Origin of the sequence: Streptomyces sp. NPDC006208 (genome assembly GCF_040613775.1) — a bacterium.
Lineage (GTDB): Bacteria > Actinomycetota > Actinomycetes > Streptomycetales > Streptomycetaceae > Streptomyces.
Genome location: NZ_JBEXSW010000001.1, coordinates 21410 through 48373 on the forward strand (window position 1 = coordinate 21410; position 26964 = coordinate 48373).

Genomic DNA, 26964 nt, shown 5'->3' on the forward strand with positions numbered 1-26964 from the left:
CAGACCGGCCCCCTTCGCGTACGGTTGACGGCTGCCCAGTGCACGTCAGAAGGGGGCCTCGGTGGCCGCGCAGGATGCCGCTGTGAATTCCGTGATCGGTTCGACCGCCGACACGGTGCGAGACCGCGAGATCGGTGTCGAACAGGAACATCTCGACAGGGTGTACCGCCGCCTCGAGGAGAAGATCCACGAGGCGGAATTCCTGATGCACGACGCCGCCCAGCGCGGTCAGGTCGGCACTCCCGGCGCGCTCGCCGAGCGGGACGCCCAGGTCTTCCGCGCGGGTATCCACCTCAACCGTCTCAACAGCGAGTTCGAGGACTTCCTCTTCGGCCGTATCGACCTGCTGTACGGCAAGGACGGCAAGAAGGGCCCCGACGGCGCGTACACCTCCGTCGAGCCCGCCGACGACGCCGTACGGCCGGACAACACCGCCGAGATCGGCGAGACCCTGCACATCGGCCGGATCGGCGTCCTCGACTCCGACTACGCGCCCATGGTCATCGACTGGCGCGCCCCCGCCGCTGCCCCCTTCTACCGCTCGACCCCGGTCGACCCCGGACGGGTGGTGCGCCGCCGGGTCATCCGCTCCAAGGGGCGCAAGGTCCTCGGTGTCGAGGACGACCTGATGCGTCCGGAGCTGACCGCCACGCTGGACGGCGCCGAGCTCCCGGTCATCGGCGACGGTGCCCTGATGGCGGCGCTCGGCCAGGCCCGCAGCCACACCATGCGTGACATCGTCGCCTCCATCCAGGCGGAGCAGGACCTGGTGATCCGCGCCCCCGCCGCGTCGGTCGCCCAGGTCGAGGGCGGCCCCGGTACGGGCAAGACGGCGGTCGCCCTGCACCGTGCGGCCTATCTGCTCTACCAGGACCGCCGGCGCTACGCGGGCGGCATCCTCATCGTCTCCCCGACCCCGCTGCTCGTCGCCTACACCGAGGGCGTGCTGCCGTCGCTCGGCGAGGAGGGCCAGGTCGCCATCCGCGCGCTCGGCTCGCTGGTCGACGGGGTGGAGGCCACGACGTACGACGATCCCGCGGTCGCCCGCGTCAAGGGGTCGTCGCGCATGCTCAAGGTGCTGCGCAAGGCCGCACGGGGCGCGCTGGAGCTTCCGGGCGGGGGCGCCACGGGTGCGGCTGCCGCCGGGCGCGGCGGGCAGCTCGCGCTCGGCGAGGACGACGTGGCCCAGGCCGTACCCGCCGAGTCGCCCACCCGGCTGCGGGTCGTCGCCTTCGGGCGGCGGCTCGAGCTGGAGGCCGACGAGCTGCAGCGCATCCGGCACAACGTTCTCGGCGGGACGGCGCCGGTCAATCTGCTGCGCCCGCGCGCCCGGCGCCTGCTGCTGGACGCCCTGTACGCCAAGTCCGGCGCGACCGGCCGTGCTGCGTCCTCCTCCTACACGGACCCCGAGCTCGCCGCCGAGCTGCGCTCGTCCTTCGACGAGGACGTCACGAGCGAGGACAGTTTCATCGAGTTCCTCGACGCGTGGTGGCCGGAGCTCACCCCGCGCGCGGTGCTCTCCGCGATGGCCGACGAGCGGCGTCTCGGCCGCTGGGCGCGCCGGGTGCTCAACCCGGGCGAGGTGCGCAGACTCGCCCGGTCGCTGCGCCGTGACGCCCTGTCCGTGCACGATGTGGCGCTGCTCGACGAACTGCAGGCGCAGCTCGGCACCCCGGCCCGCCCCCGCAAGAAGCGCGAGCTCGACCCGCTGGACCAGCTCACCGGTCTGGAGGAGCTCATGCCGCAGCGCGAGGAGACCCAGCGTGAGCGGCAGGAGCGGCTGGCGGCCGAGCGCACCGAGTACGCGCATGTCATCGTCGACGAGGCGCAGGATCTGACGCCGATGCAGTGGCGGATGGTCGGCCGCCGGGGCAGGCACGCCACCTGGACGGTCGTCGGGGACCCCGCCCAGTCGTCCTGGCCGTCCCCGGACGAGGCGGCCGAGGCCCGTGACGAGGCGCTCGGCACCCGGCCCCGGCGCCGCTTCGAGCTGACCGTCAACTACCGCAACCCGGCCGAGATCGCCGCACTCTCGGCCAAGGTGCTCAAGCTCGCGATGCCCGGGATGCGCGCCCCGTCCGCGGTCCGCTCCACGGGCGTACTGCCGCGCTTCGCCGCCGTACCGGAGGGCAGCGACCTGGCCAGGACCGTGCGGGCCGAGGTACAGCGGCTGCTGGACGAGGTCGAGGGCACCGTCGGTGTCGTCGTCGCCATGAACCGGCGCGAGCAGGCGGCACGTTGGCTGGCGGGGCTCGGCGAGCGCGTGGTGGTGCTGGGGTCGCTGGAGGCCAAGGGCCTCGAGTACGACGCCACGGTGGTCGCCTCGCCGGCGGAGATCGCGGACGAGTCGTCTGCGGGGCTGCGGGTGCTCTACGTGGCGCTGACCCGGGCGACGCAGCAGCTCACGGTGGTCTCGGGCCCGCGCGACAAGCCGGACGAGAACGGGATCCCGGACCTGCTGCGGGACTGAAGCGGACCACGTGGGGCCACTGACGCGGAGTCAACCTGCGATGTCGGAATCACTTGCCGGGGTGGTTTGTTAGCCTTGGTGTGGCACCGGCCCGATCCAAGCCCCCGGGCCCAACCTTCGTCCCTCAGAGGGACCACTTGCCGCGAGGCGAGCATGGCGGGTCGGTGCCACCTGATCCGGACATTCCGTCCACACGGGAGAGGCCCGCGTCACCCATCGGTGACGCGGGCCTCTTCTGCTTGACCTGCGCATCTCGTATGGTGGAAAAGAACTTCCGAAAACTAAATGACCGCATTACCTGCTACTGGCAGGTAGGTGTCACCATCGGAAGGCGCTGCCGGGCACCGGCCACGGCGCCGCACAGCAACGAAGCTAGGGAAAGCAGAGGAACCCGGCCATGGCAACGGCGCCCAGCGTCTCGTACTCGATGACGGTCCGGCTGGAGGTGCCCGCGAGCGGAACCGCGGTCTCCCAGCTCACCACGGCGGTGGAGTCCAACGGCGGCTCCGTGACCGGCCTCGACGTGACGGCATCCGGCCACGAGAAGCTGCGGATAGATGTCACGATCGCCGCCTCCTCCACCGCGCACGCCGACGAGATCGTCGAGGAGCTGCGCAAGATCGAGGGCGTCGTCCTCGGCAAGGTCTCCGACCGTACGTTCCTCATGCACCTCGGCGGCAAGATCGAGATGCAGTCCAAGCACCCCATCCGCAACCGTGACGATCTCTCGATGATCTACACCCCGGGTGTGGCCCGCGTCTGCATGGCCATCGCCGAGAATCCCGAGGACGCCCGCCGCCTCACCATCAAGCGCAATTCCGTTGCAGTGGTGACCGACGGGTCCGCCGTACTCGGCCTCGGCAACATCGGCCCCAAAGCCGCCCTGCCCGTCATGGAGGGCAAGGCGGCCCTCTTCAAGCGCTTCGCCGGCATCGACGCCTGGCCGCTGTGTCTGGACACCCAGGACACCGACGCCATCGTCGAGATCGTCAAGGCGATCGCCCCCGGCTTCGCCGGCATCAATCTCGAGGACATCTCCGCGCCCCGCTGCTTCGAGATCGAGGCGCGGCTGCGTGAGGCCCTGGACATCCCCGTCTTCCACGACGACCAGCACGGCACCGCGATCGTCGTGCTCGCCGCGCTGACCAACGCATTGCGCGTGGTGAGCAAGGCGATCGAGGACGTGCGGGTGGTCATGTCCGGTGCGGGTGCGGCCGGTACGGCCATCCTCAAGCTGCTGATCGCCGCGGGCGTCAAGCACGCGGTCGTCGCCGACATCCACGGTGTCGTGCACGCGGGCCGTGCGGACCTGGTGGACGCCGCGCCCGGGACGCCGCTGCGCTGGATCGCCGACAACACCAACCCCGAGGGCGTCACCGGCACGCTCAAGGAAGCGGTCGCCGGCGCGGACGTGTTCATCGGCGTCTCGGCCCCGAACGTGCTCGGCGCGGACGACGTCGCGGCGATGGCGGAGGGCGCCATCGTGTTCGCGCTCGCGAACCCCGACCCCGAGATCGACCCGGCAATCGCCCGCCAGACGGCGGCAGTTGTGGCCACCGGCCGCTCGGACTTCCCCAACCAGATCAACAACGTGCTGGTCTTCCCGGGCGTCTTCCGCGGCCTGCTGGACGCTCAGTCCCGCACCGTCAACACCGAGATGATGCTCGCGGCCGCGACCGCGCTCGCGAACGTCGTGTCCGAGGACGAACTCAACCCGAACTACATCGTTCCGTCCGTCTTCAACGACAAGGTGGCGGGAGCGGTCGCGGGCGCGGTGCGCGAGGCGGCCAGGGCGGCAGGGGCGGCTGTGACAGGCCCCACGTCCGCCTGACATACGGCGCGTCGCGGGTCGCGGGGCCGCAAACCCCCCCTTAGGGTGGCGGACCATGAGCCGGCGGCCCCCGGTCCGCCCCGCCCGTCGCTCCGATGAGTTCCGGGGGAGTAGACGGAACGTCACCACGACGAGGCAGTGGCGCTTTTCGTGTGACTCCGGAGGGTGCCGGATTGGCTTTCCCGCCGCTGGTGGGGGCAGGATGCGTATTCGGGCGCGAGGGTCTGACAGCAGACCCGGGTCCGGGGACTGTCCAAGGGCCCTGGCAGCATCGGCTTCGATCTCACGCCTCACAGGCAAGAAGAACACGGGAGTAAGAACATGAACCGCAGTGAGCTGGTGGCCGCGCTGGCCGACCGCGCCGAGGTGACCCGCAAGGACGCCGACGCCGTGCTGGCCGCTCTCGCCGAGACCGTCGGCGAGGTCGTCGCCAAGGGCGACGAGAAGGTCACCATCCCCGGCTTCCTGACCTTCGAGCGCACCCACCGTGCCGCTCGCACCGCTCGTAACCCGCAGACCGGCGACCCGATCCAGATCCCGGCCGGCTACAGCGTGAAGGTCTCCGCGGGCTCGAAGCTCAAGGAAGCCGCCAAGGGCAACTGAGCCTCCGGCAGCACCAAGGGCGGCCACCTGTGCGGGTGGCCGCCCTTTCGCGCGCCTACGCCCCGCTGAAGCCCCTTCCCGGGGCGCCGGCCCGGGCCCCCGGCGTCCTGCGTGCCGCAAGGGCTGCCCGTGCCGGGCGCTCGGCCGGGGCCCCGGGAAGCGTCCTCGACGCCGCTGCGGCGGCGGAGGCCGAGTGAACAGCGCCCCCCGGCCCGGCCGCGGTCGGCTGCGTGCGGCCCGGCCGGAACGTGACCCCTTCGACCGGTGGCACGGCGTCTTCCTCGGCGCGGACGTCGTCGCCGAGGAGGCCGCCGCCGAGGGCAAGGTCGGCGAGCTGCGCCGCGACCCCTTCACATGCGGCCGGTCCCTCCGGTACGGGTCCGGGGAGAGGGCGCCTCTACGGCCCGGGCCGCGGAGGGTGCCTCCTACGGCCCCGGGCCCTAGGAGAGGGCCGGGGGAAGGGCGGCCTCCCGCCCCGCAGATACGCGACGGCCCCCGCGGGACACCCGCGAGGGCCGTCGGAGCGTCGTGCCGGTCAGACGATCGGGCCGCCCGGCAGCTCCACCTTCGCGCCGAGCTTCTCGAGCTTCTCCATGAAGTTCTCGTAGCCGCGGTTGATCAGGTCGATACCGTGCACACGCGACGTCCCCTGCGCCGCCAGCGCCGCGATCAGGTACGAGAACCCGCCGCGCAGGTCCGGGATGACCAGGTCCGCGCCCTGGAGCTTCGTCGGGCCCGACACGACTGCCGAGTGCAGGAAGTTGCGCTGGCCGAAGCGGCAGTGGGAGCCGCCCAGGCACTCGCGGTACAGCTGGATGTGTGCACCCATCTGGTTCAGTGCCGAGGTGAAGCCGAGCCGCGACTCGTACACCGTCTCGTGGACGATGGACAGGCCCGTCGCCTGCGTCAGTGCCACCACCAGGGGCTGCTGCCAGTCGGTCTGGAAGCCGGGGTGCACGTCCGTCTCGAGCGCGATCGACTTCAGGTGGCCGCCCGGGTGCCAGAAGCGGATGCCCTCGTCGTCGATCTCGAAGGCGCCGCCGACCTTCCGGTACGTGTTCAGGAAGGTCATCATCGAGCGCTGCTGCGCGCCGCGCACGTAGATGTTGCCCTCGGTCGCCAGTGCCGCCGACGCCCAGGAGGCAGCCTCCAGCCGGTCCGGGAGCGCGCGGTGCGTGTATCCGCCGAGCTTGTCGACACCGGTGATCCGGATCGTCCGGTCGGTGTCCACGGAGATGATCGCGCCCATTTTCTGCAGGACGCAGATCAGGTCCTCGATCTCCGGCTCCACCGCCGCGTTGGTCAGCTCGGTGACGCCCTCGGCCAGCACCGCCGTCAGCAGCACCTGCTCGGTCGAGCCGACGGACGGGTACGGCAGCCGGATCTTGGTGCCGCGCAGCCGCTGCGGGGCCTCCAGGTACTGGCCGTCCGCCCGCTTCTCGATCGTCGCGCCGAACTGGCGCAGCACGTCGAAGTGGAAGTCGATCGGCCGGCCGCCGATGTCGCAGCCGCCCAGGCCCGGGATGAAGGCGTGGCCGAGACGGTGCAGCAGCGGCCCGCAGAACAGGATCGGGATGCGCGACGAGCCCGCGTGGGCATCGATGTCGGCGACGTTCGCGCTCTCCACGTGCGTCGGGTCGAGGACCAGCTCACCGGGCTCCTCGCCCGGGCGGACGGTCACACCGTGCAGCTGGAGCAGCCCGCGGACGACACGCACATCACGGATGTCGGGCACATTGCGCAGCCGGCTCGGCTCGCTGCCGAGCAGGGCGGCGACCATCGCCTTGGGCACGAGGTTCTTCGCGCCGCGGACGCGGATCTCGCCCTCCAGCGGGGTGCCGCCGTGGACAAGCAGTACATCGTCGGTGCCGGTCATGAATCTCGCGTTCCGGAGTCGTCGGGCAGGGGGCCAGAGAAAAGGGTAAGGGTCGTGTGCCCCTGCGCCGTAGGGCTGGGACAGACCGCAGGCGTAATGAATTCGGTACAACACGGTCCGTATCCCCTTGCTCGCGCAAGGTCACCGCCGGGCCTCCCGGCCGGGCTCGCGCCCGGCGCCCTCTGAGCTGCGCTCACTCACACTCTGCCGCTCACCCCCCGCAGAGGGCGAAGATGCGGGATCATGTCTCGCATGACCGAGGTGTCCTCGCTCACAGGACGGCTGCTCGTCGCCACACCCGCCCTCGCGGACCCGAACTTCGACCGCGCGGTGGTGCTGCTGCTCGACCACGACGACGAGGGCTCCCTCGGCGTGGTTCTGAACAGGCCCACCCCGGTGGGCGTGGGCGACATCCTGGAGCCGTGGGCCGGGCTGGCCGGTGAGCCGGGTGTGGTCTTCCAGGGGGGCCCGGTCTCCCTCGATTCGGCGCTCGGCGTCGCGGTCATCCCCGGCGACGAGGGGCCGCTCGGCTGGCGGCGGGTGTACGGCGCGATCGGCCTGGTGGACCTGGAGGCGCCGCCGGAGCTGCTCGGGGCGGCCCTCGGCTCCCTGCGCATCTTCGCCGGGTACGCGGGCTGGGGCCCGGGGCAGCTGGAGGACGAGCTGACCGACGGCGCCTGGTACGTCGTCGAGTCGGAGCCCGGCGATGTCTCGTCACCGAACCCGGAGAGCCTGTGGCGTGCGGTGCTGCGGCGCCAGCGCAGTGAACTGGCCATGTTCGCGACGTATCCGGACGACCCGAGTCTGAACTGACGGGCCCGCCGGCGGCGCAGCCCGCCCCGCGGGGTCCTCCTCCCGTACCGCCCCGGGCGTGGGTACCCTTGGAGCTCATGAGCACTCTTGAGCCCGAGCGCGGGACAGGCACCGGGATCCTCGTAGAACCGACGCCGCAGGTGTCGCACGGCGACGGCGACCACGAGCGCTTCGCCCATTACGTCCAGAAGGACAAGATCATGGCGAGTGCCCTCGACGGCACTCCCGTGGTGGCCCTGTGCGGGAAGGTCTGGGTTCCCGGACGCGACCCCAAGAAGTACCCGGTCTGCCCGATGTGCAAGGAGATCTACGACTCCATGGGCTCCGGCGGCGACAAGGGTGACAAGGGCGGCAAGGACAAGAAGTAGCCCGGGCTTCACGGCAACGCCCGACGGCTCACGGCCCCCGGGGCACGCATGCAGCGTGCCCCGGGGGCCGTTTTCCGTGTCCAGCGGGCCGTTCGCGTTGCGCGGGGTGCGGCCACCGGCCACAGAGTGGTTGAGACCTCTTGTACGGCCCGCGGGTGCGGCTCTAGCCTCCTGCGTGTTGTGCAGTGCGAAACACTCGTTGCATATGTTGCAACGCCGATTCGTAGGGGACCCAGCATGAAGCTCATCGCCCGAATTGCCTCCCCCGTCGCGGCCCTTGCGCTGGCGGCCCTCACCGGGGTGGCCTGCGCCCCTCAGACCTCCGACACCGGCGCCAAGCAGGACGACAAGAGCGGCACGCTGCGGGTCTGGCTCTTCCAGGAGGTCAGCAACCAGCCGAAGGAACAGGTCGTCGACGCCGCCGTGACCGCCTTCGAGAAGGCGCACAAGGGCGCGAAGGCGGAGGTCGAGTACATCCCCGTCGAAACCCGCGCCCAGCGGATCAAGGCCGCCTTCAACGACCCGAAGAGCGCCCCGGATCTGATCGAGTACGGCAACACCGACACCGCCGGGTACGTCAAGGACGGCGGACTCGCGGACATCAGCGCCGAGTTCGACGCCTGGGACGAGGCCGAGGACACCGACCCGACCGCCCGGCAGTCGGTCACCGTCGGCACCAAGGTCTACGGCGCGCCGCTGTTCGTCGGCGTCCGCGCCCTCTACTACCGCACCGACGTCTTCAAGGACCTGGGGATCGAGCCGCCCAGGACCCAGGCCGAACTGATCACCACCGCAAAGAGGATCCACAGGGCGAAGCCCGGAATGTACGGGCTCGCGGTCGGCGGCGCGTACACCTACGGCGCGATGCCCTTCATCTGGGCCAACGGCGGCGAACTGGCCGAGGAGAGCGGCGGCTCCTACGCCGCGGCCATCGACAGTCCGGCCGCGCAGAAGGGCATCGCGTCGTACGCCTCCCTCTTCGGTGACGACAACTGCCCGGCGGCCAAGTGCGCCTCCATGGGCGGCAACGCCACCGTCACCGCCTTCGCCTCCGGCAAGGCCGCCATGGCGATCGGCGGCGACTTCAGCCACCAGGCGGTCGAGGCCGGCGCGGTCAAGGGCACGTACGCCGTCGTGCCGCTGCCGGGCCTGAAGGCGGGCGAGATCGCCCCGGCCTTCGCCGGCGGCAACAACCTCGGTGTCCTCAAGAGCAGTTCGCACCGGACGCTGGCCGTCGACCTGATGAAGCGGCTCGCGGGCAAGGAGACCCAGGCCGAGCTGTTCGACGCGATGGGGTTCCTGCCCACGTACACCGACGTACGGGCCGAGGCGGCGCAGAAGGAGCCGTTCGTGAAGCCCTTCATCGAGACGCTGGGCGCGGGCGCCAAGTTCGTTCCGGCCTCCCCGGCCTGGGGGCAGATCGACGCCTCGCTCGTCCTGCCGACCATGTTCCAGGAGGTCGTCAGCGGCAAGAAGGACGTGGCGAGGGCCTCCGCCGACGCCGCGAAGAAGATGGACGCCGCATTCGCGGACGCGGGCTGAGCGGCCCGGGCAGGCGAAGCGCGATGACGCACAACGCCACCGCGGCCGAGCCGGCCGCGGTCCCCGCCAGGTCCGCGGCGGCCCGCACGTCCCACGCCCCGCGGCCGTGGCGCTCCGGCGCCTGGACGCCCTGGCTGTATCTCGCGCCCGCGCTGGTGGTGCTCGCCGGACTGCTCGTCTACCCGATCTACCAGCTCGGCCTGATCTCCGTCCTGGAGTACACCCAGGCCCAGGTCAGCGGCGGCGAACCCACCACCTTCCAGGGCCTCGGCAACTACCGGACCCTCCTTGCGGACGGCCAGTTCCGGCAGGTGCTGCCGGCGACCGTGCTCTTCGCGGCCGCCTGCGTCCTCGCCACCCTCGCGGTCGGCTGCGCACTGGCCGTCCTGCTCACACGGATACGGGCCGTGCCGCGCCTCGCGCTGATGCTGGCCGCGCTCGGCGCCTGGGCGACCCCGGCCATCACCGGCTCCACCGTCTGGGTGTTCCTCTTCGACCCCGACTTCGGCCCGGTGAACCGGGTGCTGGGACTGGGCGACTTCTCCTGGACGTACGGGCGCTACAGCGCCTTCGCCCTTGTCCTCTTCGAGGTCGTCTGGTGCTCGTTCCCCTTTGTGATGGTGACCGTGTACGCGGGCATCAGGGCGATCCCCGGGGAGGTGCTGGAGGCGGCGTCCCTGGACGGTGCCTCGCAGTGGCGCATCTGGCGCTCCGTCATGGCGCCGATGCTCCGCCCCATTCTGGTCGTCGTCACCATTCAGTCGGTCATCTGGGACTTCAAGGTCTTCACGCAGATCTATGTGATGACGAACGGCGGAGGAATCGCCGGACAGAATCTCGTGCTCAATGTCTACGCCTACCAAAAGGCCTTCGCGTCCTCGCAGTACAGCCTGGGGGCGGCCATCGGCGTCGTCATGCTGCTGATCCTGCTGGTGGTCACCTTGGTCCATCTACGGCTGCTTCGCCGCCAAGGGGAGGAATGGTGAGCGCGTTCTCCGCTCGTGTCCGCGTGCGCCGGCCGTGGCGTCTCGCCGCGGAGGCGACCGCCCTGCTCATCGCGGCCGCCGTCGCCTTCCCGCTCTACTGGATGGTGCTTTCCGCCTTCAAACCGGCGGGCGAGATCCAGTCCACCGCGCCCCGGCCATGGACGCTTTCACCGTCCCTCGACTCGTTCCGCCGCGTCTTCGAGCAGCAGGAATTCGGCCGCTACTTCCTCAACAGCCTCTTCGTGGCCGGGGCGGTCGTCATCGCCTCCGCCCTGATCGCGTTTCTCGCGGCGACGGCCGTGACCCGCTTCCGTTTCCGGTTCCGTACCACGCTTCTGATCATGTTCCTGGTCGCGCAGATGGTGCCGCTCGAGGCGCTGACCATCCCACTCTTCTTCCTGATGCGGGACTTCGGACAGCTCAACACCCTCGGCGCGCTGATCCTTCCGCACATCGCCTTCTCGCTGCCGTTCGCGATCTGGATGCTGCGCGGCTTCGTCAGGGCGGTCCCTGACGCGCTGGAGGAGGCCGCTTGCATGGACGGCGCGAGCCGTACGCGCTTCCTCTGGCAGATTCTGTTTCCGCTGGTCTTCCCGGGGCTGGTGGCGACGAGCGTCTTCTCGTTCATCTCCACGTGGAACGACTTCCTGTTCGCGAAGTCCTTCATCATCAGCGACACCTCCCAGTCCACGCTTCCGATGGCGCTGCTGGTCTTCTTCAAGCCGGACGAGAACGACTGGGGTGGCATCATGGCGGCGTCGACCGTGATGACTGTTCCTGTGCTCGTCTTCTTCGTACTCGTACAGCGACGTCTGGTCTCGGGGCTGGGCGGATCGGTGAAGGACTGACGGTATGAGCAACCATCACCCTGCCCCCACACCGGCGGTGGGACTTGTTCCGGCTCCGGTGCGGCTGTCCGACTCGCTGCCCGGCGGCGGCACGGGATACGTCATCGACGCGGAGACCGAGATCCAGGCGGGCCCCGGCACCGAGCGGGTCGCGCAGTGGCTGCGCGCCACCGTCGGTGCGGCCACCGGGTACCCGCTTCCGCCGCACACGGACAACTGGAACCGCATCCTGCTGCGGATCATCCCCTCGCTCGCCGACGAGCTCGGCGGCCCGGAGGCGTACCGCTTCACCGCCGACGGCTACGTCGTCGCCATCGACGGGGCGAGCGAGGCGGGTGTGTTCTGGGGTGCCCAGACCTTCCGTCAGTTGCTCGGTCCGGACGCCTACCGCCGGGCTCCCGTCGTCAGGAAGGAGGAGTGGGAAGTCCCCGCCGTCACCATCCATGACGCCCCCCGCTTCGCCTGGCGCGGCCTCATGCTCGACGTGTCACGGCATTTCATGCCCAAGGACGATGTCCTGCGCCATCTCGATCTGATGGCCGCCCACAAGCTCAACGTCCTCCATCTCCATCTCACCGACGACCAGGGCTGGCGCATCGAGATCAAGCGCTACCCGAGGCTCACCGAGGTCGGCGCCTGGCGGGCCCGCACCAAGTACGGGCACCGGGCGTCGCCGCTGTGGGACGAGAAGCCGCACGGCGGTCACTACACCCAGGACGACATCCGCGAGATCGTCGCGTACGCCGCCGAGCGGCATATCACCGTCGTCCCCGAGATCGACATCCCCGGCCACTCGCAGGCGGCCATCGCCGCATATCCGGAACTGGGCAACACGGACGTCATCGACACAACCTCCCTGACGGTCTGGGACACCTGGGGCGTCAGCAAGAACGTACTCGCCCCCACCGACACCACCCTGCGCTTCTACGAGGGAGTGCTGGAGGAGGTCCTCGACCTGTTCCCGTCCGTCTTTGTGCACATCGGCGGCGACGAGTGCGCCAAGGACCAGTGGAAGGCGTCACCGGCCGTCCAGGCCCGGATCAACGAGCTCGGGCTGGCGGACGAGGACGAGCTGCAGTCGTGGTTCGTCCGGCACTTCGACCGCTGGCTGACCGGTCGCGGCCGGCGGCTCATCGGCTGGGACGAGATCCTTCAGGGCGGTCTCGCGCCCGGCGCCGCCGTCTCCTCCTGGCGCGGCTACCGGGGCGGCATCGATGCGGCCACCGCCGGCCATGACGTCGTCATGTGCCCCGAGCAGCACGTGTACTTGGACTACCGCCAGGCCGCCGGGGACGACGAGCCCATGCCCATCGCCTATGTCCGCACCCTCGAGGACGTCTACCGCTTCGAGCCGGTACCCCCGTTCCTCGCGCCCGAGGCGGCCGCGCATGTGCTCGGCACGCAGGCCAATGTCTGGACCGAGGTGATGCAGGACCGCTCCCGCGTCGACTACCAGGTCTTCCCGCGCCTGGCCGCCTTCGCGGAGGTCGCCTGGTCCCGGCTGCCCGCACCCGCGGAACGCGACTTCGCGGACTTCGAGCGGCGAATGACCGTCCATTACGCCCGCCTTGACGCGCTCGGTGTCGACTACCGTCCGCCCGGCGGCCCGTTGCCGTGGCAGCGGCGCCCTGCCCCCGAAGGAATGACGGGGAGCCTCGGACGCCCGATCGAGGGCGCGCCCCCGATCGTGTGAGCCCGGTGCAAGGAGGGATGTGACGCAACAGGGTCTTTGCGACTGTGGGGGTCGTAGGCGAAAGTCGTACAAGGGGCGCTGAAGGGTGGCAATCCGGCTGTGGTGCTGACGGTGCGAGAAACCGGACTTTTGGTACGTGAGGGGACTTGAGGGGCGAATATGCCCTTCGTGGACCCTCTCGTCGGTCAGTTCGGAAGATGTGCCAGAGTTGCCACGTCCGCCCTGTGAGCACGTACGGTACGGCAACACACGCGCGACAGCCGGGACACCGGGAAGGGGCAGCTGGGTGACCACGCACGCACCGCAGACGGCACAGTCGGTGACGCTGCCGGCCTCGCTCGACGAGGCAGTGGCGGCGCTCACCGCCATGCCCGCAGCCGTCCCGGTCGCCGGCGGTACCGACCTCATGGCAGCGGTCAACAAGGGCCGGCTCCGTCCCGCCGGCCTCGTCGGCCTCGGCCGCATCAGCGAGATCCGCGGCTGGCGCTACCAGGACGGACACGCCCTGCTCGGTGCGGGCCTCACCCACGCCCGCATGGGCCGTCCGGACTTCGCCGCCCTCATCCCGGCGCTCGCCGCGTCCGCCAGGGCGGCCGGCCCGCCCCAGATCCGCAACGCGGGCACTCTCGGCGGCAACATCGCCGGAGCCGCGCCCACCGGTGACACCCTGCCCGTCCTGGCCGCCCTCGAGGCGGACCTGGTGATCGCGGGCCCGGGCGGCGAACGCCGTGAGATCCCGGTTTCCCACCTGCTGGCCGGCCGGGAGCTGCTCGGCCCGGCCGAGCTCATCGGCTTCGTACGCGTACCTCTGCTGCACGCCCCGCAGGTCTTCCTGAAGGCCACCGGCCGGACCGGCCCCGGCCGCGCCAGCGCATCCGTCGCCGTCGTGCTCGACCCGGCGCGGCGCGGTGTGCGCTGTGCCGTGGGTGCCATCGCGCCGATGCCGCTGCGGCCGCTGGAGGCCGAGCGCTGGATCGCGTCGCTGATCGACTGGGACGGCGAGCGCGGGCTGGCGGGCGAGGCGCTGGCGGCGTTCGGCGAGTACGTCGCCGCCGCGTGCATCCCCGACCCGGCGCCGGCCGCGCCGGGGGAGGAGCCGGAGGTGCTGCCGCCGGCCGTACTGCATCTGCGGCGCACCGTCGCCGCGCTGGCCCGACGGGCACTGGGGAGGGCGCTGTCGTGAGCAACGACGACAACACGCGGGAGTTCCCGGAGGGCTTCTCCGACGGGTTCCAGTACGAGCAGGGCGGCTGGCAGCCGACCCCGCAGGGCGGCGAGTACGACAGCGAGGCCACGGCCTTCCTCCAGCTGCCGCCCGACGCCGCGTTCGACGCCGCACCGCTCGAGGCGCCGGGCCACGGCTACGTGCCGCCCATGATCATGCCGCTGACCCCGGCCGCCGGGACCGACCCGGGCACGACCGGCAACTGGACGACCCAGTGGCCGGAGCCGGAGGCCGGCGACCCGCAGGCCACCGGTCAGTGGAACTTCCCCGAGGAGCGGGCCCCGGAGCACGCTGCCGCGGACGCGACCGGTCAGTGGAGCTTCCCGTCGGCGGACGCCGACGTAGCGGCACCGGCGGCCGAGCAGGACGACCGGTACGGCACACCCGCACCCGCGCCGGGCCCCGGCGGAGCGCCGGCCTCGTGGACGACCCTCCCGGGTGGTGCGACGGCGCCGTGGGCGCAGCAGGAGCAGCCCGAGCCGGCGGCGGCCGAAGAGCCGGCCGGATCGCCCGACGCCCCGGCCGGATCGCCCGACGCCGCGGCGTCCGCCGACGACGCCGGGCACGCGCCCGACGCGGGCGACTCGACTTCCGTCGAACCCACGGCCGAAGCCGCGCCCGTTGCGCCCGTCACGTCCTCCGCCGGGAGCGACGAGCACCCCTCCACCTCCTACGTCCTGCGGGTCAACGGCACCGACCGGCCCGTCTCCGACGCCTGGATCGGCGAGTCCCTGCTCTACGTGCTGCGCGAGCGCCTCGGCCTCGCCGGCGCCAAGGACGGCTGCTCGCAGGGCGAGTGCGGGGCCTGCAACGTCCAGGTCGACGGCAGGCTCGTCGCGTCCTGCCTGGTCCCCGCGGCGACCGCGGCCGGCTCCGAGGTGCGTACGGTCGAGGGCCTCGCCACCGACGGTGAACCGTCCGACGTCCAGCGCGCCCTCGCCGCCTGCGGCGCGGTCCAGTGCGGCTTCTGCATCCCGGGCATGGCCATGACCGTCCACGACCTCCTGGAGGGCAACCACGCCCCCACCGAGCTCGAGACCCGTCAGGCCCTGTGCGGAAACCTGTGCCGCTGCTCCGGCTACCGGGGCGTGCTCGACGCCGTGCGCGACGTGGTCGCCGAGCGCGCGGCCGCCGCCGCGGCCGCAGCGGAACCGGCCGAGGAAGCCCGCATCCCGCACCAGGCACCGCCCGGCGCCGGTAGTGTGCGGCCCCACCCGCACGACGGAGGCATGGCGTGAGCAACGACGCGGCCACCACTGCGCCCCCCGCGACGGTCGACGGCCAGGAGCCGGCCCCGCCCGTTCACGGCCTCGGCGCCTCCCTCCCCCCGGCCGACACCCGCGCCAAGACGGAGGGCACCTTTCCGTACGCCGCCGACCTGTGGGCGGAGGGCCTGCTGTGGGCGGCGCTGCTGCGCTCGCCGCACCCGCACGCCCGGATCCTCTCGATCGACACCTCCGCCGCCGAGGAGATGCCGGGCGTACGCGCGGTGATCACGCACGAGGACATCCCTGGGGACGGCGCCTACGGCAGGCGGATCGCCGACCGGCCCGTCTTCGCCTCGGACATCGTCCGCCACCACGGCGAGGCGATCGCCGCAGTCGCGGCCGACCACCCCGACACCGCACGTCTGGCCGCGGCGGCGATCGCGGTCGAGTACGAGGTCCTCGATCCGGTCACCGACCCGGAGAAGGCCTTCGAGGCCGAGCCGCTGCATCCCGACGGCAACCTCATCCGCCACATCCCGCTGCGCTACGGCGACGCGGAGGCGACCGGCGAGGTGATCGTCGACGGTCTGTACCGCATCGGCCGCCAGGACCCGGCGCCCATCGGCGCCGAGGCCGGGCTCGCCGTACCGCGCCCCGACGGCGGCGTCGAGCTGTACTGCGCGTCGACCGATCCGCACACCGACCGTGATCTGGCGGCGGCCTGCTTCGGCCTCGAGCCCGAGCGGGTCAAGGTCGTGGTCACGGGCGTGCCCGGCGCGACCGGCGACCGCGAGGACCCCGGCTTCCAGCTCCCGCTCGGACTGCTGGCGCTGAAGACCGGCTGCCCCGTCAAACTCACCGCTACGCGCGAGGAGTCGTTCCTCGGCCACGCCCACCGCCACCCGACGCTGCTGCGCTACCGCCACCACGCGGACGCGGAGGGCCGGCTGGTCAAGGTCGAGGCCCAGCTGCTGCTCGACGCGGGCGCGTACGCCGACGCCTCGTCCGAGTCGCTGGCCGCCGCGGTCGCCTTCGCCTGCGGCCCGTACGTGGTCCCGCATGCGGTCATCGAGGGCTGGGCGGTCCGCACGAACAACCCGCCCTCGGGCCATGTCCGTGGCGAGGGCGCGATGCAGGTCTGCGCGGCGTACGAGGCCCAGATGGACAAACTGGCCGCGAAACTGGGCGTGGACCCCACCGAGATCCGCCTGCGCAATGTGCTGGCCACCGGTGACATCCTGCCCACCGGCCAGACCGTGACGTGCCCGGCACCCGTTGCGGAACTCCTTCAGGCCGTACGTGACTTCCCCCTCCCCTCCCTCCCCAAGGACACCCCGGAGAACGACTGGCTCCTCCCGGGCGGCCCCGAAGGCGCGGGCGAGCCGGGCGCGGTGCGCCGCGGCGTCGGATACGCGCTGGGCATGGTCCACATGCTCGGGGCCGAAGGCACCGACGAGGTCTCCACGGCGACGGTCAAGGTGCAGGACGGCAGAGCGACCGTCATCTGCGCGGCGGTGGAGACCGGTTCGGGCTTCACCACCCTCGCCCGCCAGATCGTCCAGGAGACGCTCGGCATCGACGAGGTGCATGTCGCCTCGGTCGACACCGACCAGCCTCCGGCCGGCCCCGCCGCACACGGCCGTCACACCTGGGTCTCGGGCGGCGCGGTCGAGCGCGCGGCGAAGATGGTCCGCACACAGCTGCTGCAGCCCCTGGCCCACAAGTTCGGCATGTCCACCGAGCTGCTCCAGATCACGGACGGCAAGATCACGTCGTACGACGGCGTGCTGTCGACGACGGTCACGGAAGCGATGGACGGCAAGGAACTCTGGGCCACGGCCCAGTGCCGCCCCCACCCCACCGAGCCCCTCGACGAGTCGGGCCAGGGCGACGCGTTCGTGGGCCTGGCCTTCTGCGCGATCCGCGCGGTGGTCGACGTCGACATCGAACTGGGCTCGGTCCGTGTGGTCGAGATGGCCGTGGCCCAGGACGTGGGCCGTGTCCTCAACCCGGCCCAGCTGGCCACCCGTATCGAGGCGGGCATCACCCAGGGAGTCGGCGCGGCACTCACGGAGAACCTCCGCACGGCCCGCGGCCTGATCCGCCACCCGGACCTGACGGGCTACGCCCTCCCGACATCCCTGGACGCCCCGGACATCCGCATCGTGAAACTGATCGAGGAACGGGACGTGGTCGCCCCCTTCGGCGCCAAGCCGGCGAGCGCGGCACCGGTGGTGACCTCCCCGGCAGCGGTGGCTTCAGCGGTGCGTGCCGCGACGGGCCGCCCCATCAACCGGCTCCCGATAAGACCACAGACGGCGGTGGCCGCTCCCCACGCCTAGACCCTGTCCGGGCGTTCTTGTCGGGCAGGCTGAGGCCACGGGCCCACGGTGCCGGTCCGCCTCGGCCGGTTCGGCGCGCATGCGGCGCAGGTCCTGGCGGGTTGAGGTTCAGTGGCGTTCAGCCGCGTGCCCGGCGGCTCAATGGGCCGCGGGTGCCGTGTCGGTGCCGTTCATGAATCCCGGTGCCGGGCGACAATGATCGCCTGCACAGCCGAGTCCCACGCGCGCTGAGTGCTCTGCGCAGCTGCGTCTTCCTGGCGCTCTCGGTCAAGGGCCGGCCGGGCCGGGCGGATGAGCGGGAGCGTCATGAGTGGTGGTAGCGCCTGGACCGGAGCGGCGGTTGCGGCCGTCACAGCCGGCTATGCGCTGTTATCGCGACGACTGGCCACAACGGCGGTGTCGGCGCCGATGGTGTTCACCGGCTTAGGGGTGCTCATCGGGCCCGTGGGGCTGGACGTTCTCGACCTGCGCCACGATGCCGGCCCGGTGCTGACGCTGGTCGAGGCTGCTCTGGCCCTGGTGCTCTTCACCGATGCGATGACGGTGCGCCGCCGGGACCTGCGCACCGGCGGCTTCCTGCCTCTGCGTCTGCTGGCCGTCGGCCTCCCACTGAGCATCGGGGCGGGCTGGCTGCTGGCCTGGCCCTTGCTGCCGGGGCTGACGATGTGGGAGTTCGCGCTGCTCGGCGCGATTCTCGCTCCCACCGATGCGGCGCTCGGCAAGAGCGCCATCTCCAGCCCGCGTGTCCCGGCTGTCGTACGCAGGGGACTCCACGTCGAAAGCGGCCTCAACGACGGTCTGGTGCTGCCGTTCTTCCTCCTCTTCCTTGCCGCGATTCCCGGCACGGCGACGGCGGAGGAAGGAGTGAACGGAGTCTTCTGGCGGGCGCTGGTGCTCAGCACCGCGCTGGGGCTTGCGGGAGGGTGGCTCGGTGGACGGCTGCTGCGCCGGTCGCGCGCGAAGGGCTGGGTGACGCGCGAATGGCGCGAGGTCTTCGTCCTCGCCGTGGCCTTCGGCTCGTACAGCCTGGCGGTCGCCACGGACGGAAGCGGGTTCATCTCCGCATGGGTGGCGGGCTTCGCCTTCGGCGTCGGTCTGCGGAGCCAGGAACCGGTCACCGGGGAAGGGACGGACGAGCGGACTGCCGACCTGGCCGAGTACTTGGGCGGGCTGCTGGCCACGTTGAGCTTTCTCGTCTTCGGCGCGGTGCTGCTCGGCCCGGCGTTGGAGCACCTTGACTGGCGGATCGTCACATATGCCGTGCTCAGCCTGACGGTGGTCAGGATGATGCCGGTGGCCCTCTCGCTGGCCGGGAGCGGGTTCCGGCTGCCCACCGTGGCCTACATCGGCTGGTTCGGGCCCCGTGGCCTGGCGTCCATCACGTTCGGACTCCTGGTGGTGGAGGAGCACGTTCCCGGTATCGACCTGCTGGGCACGGTCATCTCGGTCACCGTCGGCCTCAGCATTCTGCTGCACGGCGTGTCGGCCGTCGTTCTCGCCGACCGCTACGGCGGGTGGTACGAGGGCGAGACCGCCGTGACACCCGACCTGCGTGAGGGGACAGGCGTGGCGGAGGCCGCCGAGAGCCGGCAGCCCGGCCACCGGCGCCTGCGGTGACAGCGAACGGCGGCTGCCGCCGCTACGCCGCCGGGTCCGCCCGGCGGCCGGAGCAGCCGCTCCGTCGGCCGGGGTCGCACTGCGCCGGCGTGTCAGTGGTCCGCAGACCGCTCGTCGGGGCGGGTGCCGACCGCCCTGTGGGCCGGCAGGTTCGGTCCCGGTGCCGCCGAGCTGCCTCCCCGCCTGGACGATTCCGCTCGACAGGCAATCCGCCCGGAAGGGCCTTACGGTCGAGCGGTAGGTGCTGTACCGGCGGCGGCCCTGCCGCCCCTGACCCGCGTTGCGACACCATCAGGAGACGACCCGACATGGCCACTGCATCTGAAACCCCCGTCCTGGACACCCTCGCTGCGATGACGATCGACTCGGTCGAGCGGTGCGGGCTGGCCCCGGACATGCTCATGCTCACCCGCATCGCGGCCCTCGCGGCCTCGGACGCTCCGCCGATTTCCTACGTCGCCCACATCGACCCCGCCCTCAAGGCCGGCATGAACGCCGAGCAACTGCAGGACGTCCTGGTCGCCATCGCCCCCATCGTGGGCACCGCCCGTGTCATGACGGCAGCCGGCAACATCGCCCGAGCACTCGGCATCGCCATCGCCGTTGCCGACGCCGAGGCGGAGGCCGAGGCCAGGGGCTGAGCGTGGACACGTTGCCCGGGGCGTAGAGCCACCGGCCGCGCCGGCAGCCGATGACCGGCGCGGCCGACGGACGAGCGGGCGGTCCCGATCGGGACCGCCCGCTGTCTTCGGGCAGCTTCGCGCCATCGGCTGCCGGAGACCGTGGCGGGATTCGAACCCACGTAACTCGCTTTGCAGGTTTGTCCGCGCTGGTCAGACCACGATCCGGGTGCGTCCACTGGCGTTCATACTCGTACGGACAGGCCGGATTGCCGGGGCAGGCGAATGGTCCTGGACGGCCTCGTACGGCGATGAATGAGACGGGAACTGAGACGGTGGGAGCTGGCCCCTTGACCAGACCTGCGGCCGCGCGAGGATGGGCGCATGGCACGCGACAGATTCCACAAGGACGACGGACGCCCCCGCTACCAGGGCCCTGCGACCGTCGTCTTCCCCGACGGCCGTGAAGTCGCTGTGCATGCCTGCCTCGTGCTCCGCCTGGACCCAGCCACCGTTCCCGACTTCAGTTATGACCGGCACAGCACGTGGGCGGGCAGTGTCACCCTGGCGGGGGACGACGACGTTGATCTCTTCGACGCAGCTCCCGGCATTCTGCGCCTTCCCGACGGGCGAGAGAGCGAGTTCATGGCCACCCGCGGTACACGGGAGAGCGGCTGCTCAGGACTCGGCCCCGCTCCTTTCGGCTAAAGCAGGGGTAGCCGTCCCTGCGGCATCGGGTCCGCGAGCGGCTTAATTCAGCGTGCCGCCAGTCCCGTTGGCTTGAAGCCGCGCGTACATCTTCACGCAACTCGTTCTCGCGAGGCTGGCCCCAACACGCTTTCCAACTGTCCGCATGACCGTACGGGGAGGTCCCCCGGGGTTCACGGAGCAGGTCGCACCGGGTACGCGTACGGCGGTGAATGAGACGGAACTGAAACGGCAGGCTGCGCTGACGTCCGGCACTACGAAGCTTCGCCGGTCGTCGGCTGGCCGTGGCGAACGAGCCACTGCTGGAGTTCTCGGTGGCGGAATTGGTAGGCGGTGCCGGAGATGCGCAGCAAACCGGCGGCGCTGGACCAGTCCAAGAATGCGGCCAGCCGAAAGGGCAACCGTCTGCGATACCAGAACAGGAAGACGAGATATCGGCGGCTTGCCCGACAGCAGCCTGCGAAACCGATCAAGGCACCCAGGGGGAGTGTTATGGGGAGTAGCACCGCGATTCCATTCAACATCATCTCGATGTATCCGTAGGATTGCCCCCCGATGAAACCATGGCGTCTGAGAAACTCCACCATGAGGCCAATAGGCGCGCCGAACAGCAAGGGACCCATCCCGCACAGAAATGCGATGGAAGCCCCGCATACTAAATCCTCGCGAATGGACTGGCGTGGCTTCAGTACCTGCTTTTCTCGCAGAATCTTGTCCGTCAATGAACCCGTAACCGCAATTACCGGACCCATTACCCCCGTGAGAGTCAAGGTGAGTGTGAATGATTGTCCCGGTGTTTGGTTAGGTAGGAAGGCATATCCCGTCAACTTCGCAAGCATCTCAATTGCCCAGAGGAACGCGGCGAACAAAAATCCACCGGCGAATCCAGCAGCTACATTCTTCGCGAGTAGACGGCCAGATCTGCCATCGGACAAGAAACGAAGATCAATGCGCATTGGATGCACTTCCTTCGTCAAGAATACGGCCACAGCGGCAAAAGCGATGGCGCATACCGGGAGAAAGGCATCGCCGGGAGTCCTAATTGCTGGGGCCGCGACGAGGAGCGCCAGAACCCCGGCCAGGCCGGTTATGAGCGCGTCGGTCACGCGGACTTTGAGGCGCCCAGCGAGAGGCCACAGCTCATGTAGAAGGAGGTCGCTACTGGGGCCGCCCGAGGCTCCCGGCGCGGAGCGTTCCAGGTGCGTGGCGAGACGCCAGAGCCAGAGGTGGACATTTTCCGGCTGGTACGTGCATGTGTCGCGGTGCAGTTGGGTGGCTGCCGGGATGTACCTGGCCAGAAGGAAATCATCGAGGTCATCCGAATGTGCCAGCAGCTCTGCAGGGTCGCCGTCCTTGAAGTAGACGGTTGAAGCCAGGCAAAGACGCCAGGGAGTCGACAGGTTCGCCGCGAACATCGGGTTGCTTTCCAGTTCGACGCGCACGGCTCCCCACCGAGGGCGGTACTGCTGGGCACGCTCATCCAAGTAGGAAGAGGCTTCCGCGGCAGGGACGGCGTCTATTTCAACGCGCACTGCCTCCCAAAGCCGTTCTCGTGCATTCAATAAGGCGTCATACTGCGCAGAACGGCAGGTGAGGACCACCGGCCAGTTCCAGAAACCGCTTCTGGAGTCGTTGAGGAGTTCCAGAGCGGCTACTGCGCGTTGCGGTCCTTGGGTGGGATCGAAATGAATATGAGTGGAGTCCATCTCATCCAACCCATCAAGTACGGGGAGGATGCGACCTTGCTCGACCAGAGTCCTTGCCGCCTTCTCATGCCAGTCGTAGGCATTTACCAGATGTTGGGTCAGGTACTCTCCCGGCGGTATATGGGTGTCCCAGTCAGGCATGGACAAGCGCACCGGTACGGGGTCGTCAGCATTCCGCTGCTCAAGCAGTCGAAGAATGAGTTCCACGATGAGCCCTGTTTTTCCGGAACCGGGTTCACCAGTCACTACGAGGCGACCTGAAGGGATTTTCTTGTAAAAGTCAACAATGTCCGGATCGGTCGCTGTGCCGTTGAATAGGCGTCCTCTTTCTGTCGGTGGACTAGCGCTCAGTTCGGGCAAGTTCCCGGACAGGATCGTGTAAGTGAGATTGATTTTCTTCGGCGCGATTTCGCCCAATAGCTGATTGAGGTAGCGTTGCTCCTGATCTTTCACAACAAGAGCCAAGTCGGCAGCCCATCCGCGGCCCAGGTCGACCAACGACTGAGGCGGCTTGCGCAGTGCCAGCGCACCAGCGACAAGGGCAGCGGCTGAGAGCGGCACAGCAAGCAACGACGCCTGGATCCCGTCCTGGTCTGACGCTCCACCGACCAGTCTTGCGATCGCGAAGGCCAGGCTTGCGCCTATGAGCAACGCACTGCCGACTGTGATCCACCACCGTACTCGCCTGCCGTGACTTCCCCTCGTGGGTGGCATCCACCGATGATGGCGCATCCGCAGCCGAGCCGCAGTACGTTCCTCGTGTGCTGGCACTCTTCGATCTGGACAACACTTTGATCGACCGACGCGGGGGCCTTGAAGACTGGGCTCGCGGCTTCGTGCGGTACCGACGATTGCCCGGGGGAGCGGAGTCCGTCGTCTGTGAGCGGCTCCGGGAACGGGCATATCCGGCGGACTTCGTCTACCTACGGGAGGTGCTCGGGCTCAGCGACGACCCAGGCGACCTCTGGCGTGAGTACGTCGACGGTGTCGCGCGGTCGGTGCGTTGCTTTCCTGGGGTGCGGGAGGGGCTCGAAGCGCTGCGCGGCGCGGGGTGGGCGCTCGGTATTGCGACGAACGGCGCGGGGGATATCCAACGGGCCAAGCTCGCCGCGACCGGGCTTGTGTCGTTCTTCGACGGGATCGCGGTCTCGGAGGAGATCGGAGCCAGGAAGCCTGCGTACGAGCACTTCGAGGCTGCTGCCATGCTGTGCGGTGTCCGGCTCGGCACGGGCGGGTGGATGGTCGGGGACGGGCCTGAGACGGATATGGAAGGGGGCCGCGCGGCGGGACTTCGCACGGCATGGGTGGCCAATGGCCGTGCATGGAGCGATGGCCCCCGCGAGCCCGACCTCGTAGTTCAGGGCATCGCAGAGGCTATCGAGATGATGCGAGCGTTGGCGGTCTAGCCGGGCTCGCTATCCGGAGAATCATGCAGACGTTCCAGTGCTTCGGGAGTGCTCAAGGATGCGCCCTTGAGGTCATCCCATCGGCTCATGACCGCGGCTGCCGCATCTGCCAAGTCGGTAGGAAGCCCAGCTTCCCGTAGGGCGTCGGCCACCTCGGCCATTTCAGGACTCCAGCGCCATGACCGCGCGGCCACCTTCGGGATGTAGTCCGTCTCCGTGAGGTAGCTGGTGGTGCGGCCCTGCGCGATGTCGAGGAGCTCCGCCTCCACTCCGTAGTCCTTGGCGAGGGCATACGAGACCGCGGCAAGGACGCGGCTCGCCTTCTGGTAGCTGCTGTACGAAAGTTTCAAGGCGGAGGCGCGACCGATGCCGCCGGACAGCGGATGCGCCTGCACGGCCGTGCCGGCGAAGAGCGATGCCACGGGGGGCAGCGCGTCCGCCGGGCCTGACAGGTAGAGGCGAGCGGACTTCAACGCGGAAGGGGGCGAGCCGATGATGGAGCCATCGACGACGGTCGCCTGCGTGCGGCTCATCACCGCGGCGACGCGCGCCATGCTGGCCGGAGAGATGGCGTTGCCATCCACGTAGATCCCTGTGAACGAGTGGGCGGAGACCTCGACTGCGACGTCTTCCGCGTACGCCGGGGGGCAGACACTGAGGATGACGTCGGCTCGCTCCGTCAGTTCGCCAACGTCGCTTGCTGCGGTGAGTCCGTGTCTCCGGGCCCGTTCCTCGGTCGCGGAGCTGCGGCCAGTCGGGCACCAAAGAACCTCGGCTCCGCCGAGTCGGGCTTGGGCCGCCACCGCGGCGCCCATGCTGCCCGGGTGTAGAACTCCGACGACGGTCATCCGACCAGCCCACGAATATCGCGAACCTCGGCAGGTGCGCCGGCCAACCGTGCTTCGTCGATGGCCTGCGCTGCCTGAGCGGCGCTGACCTGGTCGGTTCTGATGACGAGCGACCAGGGCTCCAGCGCGTGGTCCACGAGATCCTGCGAGGTCTCGTGCCAGACCTTGAGCCGAGCGCCCAAGTCCCTATCTCCGCGCCTCTGGCAGCGCTGACGCGTCACGTCTTCGGGGCACCACAGGAGCACCCGCACCCAATTGATGGGGTAGGTCGCAACCGCGCGGGCACCGGCTACCTGGCCCATGTGGACGACCGGGATCCGTCCGGAATCGACAAGTGCGGAAACCTCGCGGCGGTCGATGGCGTACTCCGCGTCGTATCGGCTGTTGCGGTACAGAACCTCTCCGGCCTGTGCCAGTTGCTCGATGCGCTCAGCTGTCGTGAGCCGATACCCCGTGGCCCGTCCGGGCCCCGCCTTAAGCCGCTGGAATAGCGCGAACTCCGAACGCAGGTTGGAAAGTTCGGCTGTAATCGTGTCCTTGCCTGACCCTGGAGGACCGTAGAGGATGACGCCCGAAGGGTTCACAGGCCACCTCCACTCAGTACGTCTCGGGCTTCATCCACCAGGGCCACGGCCGCGCCAAGCCGGTTGTCGACGACGAAGTGTGGGCCCTGCGGGCGCATTTTTAGGTCAAGCCCTGAGACGTAATCGTCCCACGCATCCATCTTCCACGTGTCGCGTGCTGCCCCTCGGAACTCGATGTACTCGCGCATCGACTCCGGGTCGCACTCCACCCATATGGTTGCGACGGAGACGCGCTTCGATCGGCAACGGTTTTGGAAGCGCTGCATCCATTCAGCTTGGGAGAATTCAGAGATGAATGGAGCATCGAGGATCGTGGAAGTCCCGCAATCCACGTTGTCCCAAGCGGCTTCCATCAGGCATCGGTATTCGAGGGGGCGGACCTTTTCTCGGTAGAGTGTTGAACTCCTGTCGTGCGCCTCTCCGCCCATTGAGACCAAAAGCTGGTCTACCAACGGACGCGTCAGCGAGTCCTTGTCCAGGATGGGCCAGCCGGTGAGACCGCCGAGGAACTTCGCGAACTCCGACTTCCCCGACCCTGCGTACCCTCCGACGAGGATGACGGTGGGGCCGTCGACGCCTCCCCCTGCGGTGTGGCGGCGCCATGCGTCGACCACGCGATTGCGCAGAGCATCGCTGTCCACATCATCCGTGCCTTCGCGGATACTGCTGAGCGCTTGACGTACTGCGTCCGGTTGGTTGGGGAGCTTTCGTTCAGTGCAAGCGGGCGCCGGTACGGATTGCACAGGGGCATCCTCTCCGGGCAGGGCCTTGCGGAAGCCGAGTTGAGCTTCGTTGCGACGATAGAGACGGCAGTACGCCCGACGGTAATGCGGACCGGGATATACCGAACCCTTCTCGTGGCCCCAGATGGTTTGGAAGTTCGCGGCAATGTTGAATCCGTGACGCTCCGCGATTTCGCGGAGCTTCTCTCCCGTGTCTTCCAGCGTGAGCCCAATTTCCTCGCGATGCATTCGCAGGAGGTCCGGCTTCCAATCTGGGTGCTTCCGTGCCATCTGCCCCTCCTAGATAGCTGGTCGGAGCCGCGAGTGTAGCGACTCGACTAGGCCTATGGAAATTCGTGATAGCGCCTGTGTAAGCGGATGTATAAAACCGCTCTGACTTTCTCAGGTAGCGGGACGTGATACCGGATCTCGTGCCGCAGCGGTGAACTTATACCCACACCGAACGAGGAGGTTCAGATGCCGCCCGGCACGACGGCTCAGGCTCCACCCCGGCTTGCTGGAAGGTCAGTTCTCTTCCAAGGTCGCGACGCGTTGGCGCAGCTCCCCAACCTCGCTCCGCAGTTGCTCGACTTCCTTGCGCAGCTCGGCCACGGTCCCGATCGGATCGGCGAGTTGTGCGACACGGCCGGCGTCCGACGTCAGGAAGGCGCCCTTGCCCTGGTGGCTCACAGCGAGGCCATCCGTCGTCAACTGCCTGATGGCAGCGCGGGCGACGGTCACAGTCACCTCGTACCGCTTCTGGAGCTGTGCGAGCGAGGGGAGCTGTCCGGTGTCGGCGAACTCGCCTTCCGCGATACGTCGTCGCAGGTCATCGGCTACCTGCTGGTAGGCGAACTTGCCGGTCCACTCGACCATCTGCACCCCAAGTCTCGTCTCGGTCTCTGCCTCATAGTGCCTAAGCCGCAGAGGTAGAACCAGCGTCCCATG

The 26964-nt window shown here is 69.4% G+C and carries 22 protein-coding genes; 16 read left to right on the forward strand and 6 right to left on the reverse strand.

Annotated elements, in window-relative coordinates:
• The first annotated feature begins 61 nt into the window (after positions 1-61).
• The 3 genes from ABZ208_RS00105 to ABZ208_RS00115 all read left to right on the forward strand — a co-directional run bounded on the left by ABZ208_RS00105 (position 62) and on the right by ABZ208_RS00115 (position 4904).
• Positions 62-2470, forward strand: a complete 2409-nt coding sequence (locus ABZ208_RS00105) for a UvrD-helicase domain-containing protein (RefSeq protein ID WP_356907295.1) — start codon at positions 62-64, stop codon at positions 2468-2470.
• 397 nt (positions 2471-2867) lie between these two features.
• Positions 2868-4301, forward strand: a complete 1434-nt coding sequence (locus ABZ208_RS00110) for an NAD-dependent malic enzyme (RefSeq protein ID WP_356907296.1) — start codon at positions 2868-2870, stop codon at positions 4299-4301.
• A 321-nt stretch (positions 4302-4622) separates the two neighbouring features.
• Positions 4623-4904, forward strand: coding sequence for an HU family DNA-binding protein (locus ABZ208_RS00115; protein ID WP_328400057.1), 282 nt, complete (start codon positions 4623-4625; stop codon positions 4902-4904).
• Between the two features lie 535 nt (positions 4905-5439).
• Here the strand turns inward: ABZ208_RS00115 and murA are convergent.
• The gene (gene murA / locus ABZ208_RS00120; RefSeq protein ID WP_356907297.1) at positions 5440-6780 is read right to left on the reverse strand and encodes a UDP-N-acetylglucosamine 1-carboxyvinyltransferase; all 1341 of its coding nucleotides are present in this window, start codon (positions 6778-6780) and stop codon (positions 5440-5442) included.
• Between the two features lie 252 nt (positions 6781-7032).
• On the opposite strand from murA, the gene ABZ208_RS00125 reads away from it, so the two are divergent.
• The 12 genes from ABZ208_RS00125 (at position 7033) to ABZ208_RS00180 (ending at position 20750) form a co-directional block, all read left to right on the forward strand.
• Complete coding sequence (locus ABZ208_RS00125) at positions 7033-7593, forward strand: YqgE/AlgH family protein (RefSeq protein WP_328400061.1); 561 nt, start codon at positions 7033-7035, stop codon at positions 7591-7593.
• A gap of 77 nt (positions 7594-7670) precedes the next feature.
• Complete coding sequence (locus tag ABZ208_RS00130; protein ID WP_328400063.1) at positions 7671-7961, forward strand: DUF3039 domain-containing protein; 291 nt, start codon at positions 7671-7673, stop codon at positions 7959-7961.
• Between the two features lie 237 nt (positions 7962-8198).
• Positions 8199-9503, forward strand: a complete 1305-nt coding sequence (locus tag ABZ208_RS00135) for an extracellular solute-binding protein (RefSeq protein ID WP_356907298.1) — start codon at positions 8199-8201, stop codon at positions 9501-9503.
• A 23-nt stretch (positions 9504-9526) separates the two neighbouring features.
• Positions 9527-10489, forward strand: a complete 963-nt coding sequence (locus tag ABZ208_RS00140; protein ID WP_356907299.1) for a sugar ABC transporter permease — start codon at positions 9527-9529, stop codon at positions 10487-10489.
• Positions 10486-11337: a carbohydrate ABC transporter permease gene (locus ABZ208_RS00145; RefSeq protein ID WP_356907300.1), complete on the forward strand. Its 852-nt coding sequence runs from the start codon at positions 10486-10488 to the stop codon at positions 11335-11337. The genes ABZ208_RS00140 and ABZ208_RS00145 overlap by 4 nt, the downstream gene beginning before the upstream one ends.
• Positions 11338-11341: 4 nt before the next feature.
• Complete coding sequence (locus tag ABZ208_RS00150) at positions 11342-13030, forward strand: beta-N-acetylhexosaminidase (RefSeq protein WP_356907301.1); 1689 nt, start codon at positions 11342-11344, stop codon at positions 13028-13030.
• Between the two features lie 286 nt (positions 13031-13316).
• On the forward strand, positions 13317-14213 hold the full coding sequence (locus tag ABZ208_RS00155; RefSeq protein ID WP_356907302.1) for an FAD binding domain-containing protein: 897 nt from the start codon (positions 13317-13319) through the stop codon (positions 14211-14213).
• The gene (locus tag ABZ208_RS00160; protein ID WP_356907303.1) at positions 14210-15493 is read left to right on the forward strand and encodes a (2Fe-2S)-binding protein; all 1284 of its coding nucleotides are present in this window, start codon (positions 14210-14212) and stop codon (positions 15491-15493) included. The genes ABZ208_RS00155 and ABZ208_RS00160 overlap by 4 nt, the downstream gene beginning before the upstream one ends.
• Positions 15490-17805 (forward strand): xanthine dehydrogenase family protein molybdopterin-binding subunit, encoded by a 2316-nt coding sequence (locus ABZ208_RS00165; protein ID WP_356907304.1) that lies wholly within the window; start codon positions 15490-15492, stop codon positions 17803-17805. Before ABZ208_RS00160 ends, ABZ208_RS00165 begins: the two co-directional genes overlap by 4 nt.
• A gap of 306 nt (positions 17806-18111) precedes the next feature.
• Positions 18112-19422, forward strand: a complete 1311-nt coding sequence (locus ABZ208_RS00170; protein WP_356907305.1) for a cation:proton antiporter — start codon at positions 18112-18114, stop codon at positions 19420-19422.
• A 308-nt stretch (positions 19423-19730) separates the two neighbouring features.
• The gene (locus tag ABZ208_RS00175) at positions 19731-20063 is read left to right on the forward strand and encodes a carboxymuconolactone decarboxylase family protein (protein WP_328400082.1); all 333 of its coding nucleotides are present in this window, start codon (positions 19731-19733) and stop codon (positions 20061-20063) included.
• A gap of 363 nt (positions 20064-20426) precedes the next feature.
• Positions 20427-20750: a hypothetical protein gene (locus tag ABZ208_RS00180; protein WP_356907306.1), complete on the forward strand. Its 324-nt coding sequence runs from the start codon at positions 20427-20429 to the stop codon at positions 20748-20750.
• A 254-nt stretch (positions 20751-21004) separates the two neighbouring features.
• On the opposite strand, the gene ABZ208_RS00185 is transcribed toward ABZ208_RS00180, so the two are convergent.
• Positions 21005-23107, reverse strand: coding sequence for an NACHT domain-containing protein (locus tag ABZ208_RS00185; protein ID WP_356907307.1), 2103 nt, complete (start codon positions 23105-23107; stop codon positions 21005-21007).
• A 110-nt stretch (positions 23108-23217) separates the two neighbouring features.
• Here ABZ208_RS00185 and ABZ208_RS00190 point away from each other — a divergent pair, with 110 nt between their 5' ends.
• The gene (locus tag ABZ208_RS00190) at positions 23218-23862 is read left to right on the forward strand and encodes an HAD family hydrolase (protein ID WP_356907308.1); all 645 of its coding nucleotides are present in this window, start codon (positions 23218-23220) and stop codon (positions 23860-23862) included.
• On the opposite strand, the gene ABZ208_RS00195 is transcribed toward ABZ208_RS00190, so the two are convergent.
• The 4 genes from ABZ208_RS00195 to ABZ208_RS00210 form a co-directional block, all read right to left on the reverse strand.
• Positions 23859-24710, reverse strand: a complete 852-nt coding sequence (locus tag ABZ208_RS00195) for a DUF1932 domain-containing protein (protein WP_356907309.1) — start codon at positions 24708-24710, stop codon at positions 23859-23861. The two genes, ABZ208_RS00190 and ABZ208_RS00195, sit on opposite strands and share 4 nt — an antisense overlap.
• Positions 24707-25294, reverse strand: coding sequence for a guanylate kinase (locus tag ABZ208_RS00200; protein ID WP_356907310.1), 588 nt, complete (start codon positions 25292-25294; stop codon positions 24707-24709). The genes ABZ208_RS00195 and ABZ208_RS00200 overlap by 4 nt, the downstream gene beginning before the upstream one ends.
• The gene (locus ABZ208_RS00205; RefSeq protein ID WP_356907311.1) at positions 25291-26307 is read right to left on the reverse strand and encodes an AAA family ATPase; all 1017 of its coding nucleotides are present in this window, start codon (positions 26305-26307) and stop codon (positions 25291-25293) included. Before ABZ208_RS00205 ends, ABZ208_RS00200 begins: the two co-directional genes overlap by 4 nt.
• Before the next feature lie 234 nt (positions 26308-26541).
• Positions 26542-26892, reverse strand: coding sequence for a winged helix-turn-helix domain-containing protein (locus ABZ208_RS00210; RefSeq protein ID WP_356907312.1), 351 nt, complete (start codon positions 26890-26892; stop codon positions 26542-26544).
• Positions 26893-26964 lie beyond the last annotated feature (72 nt).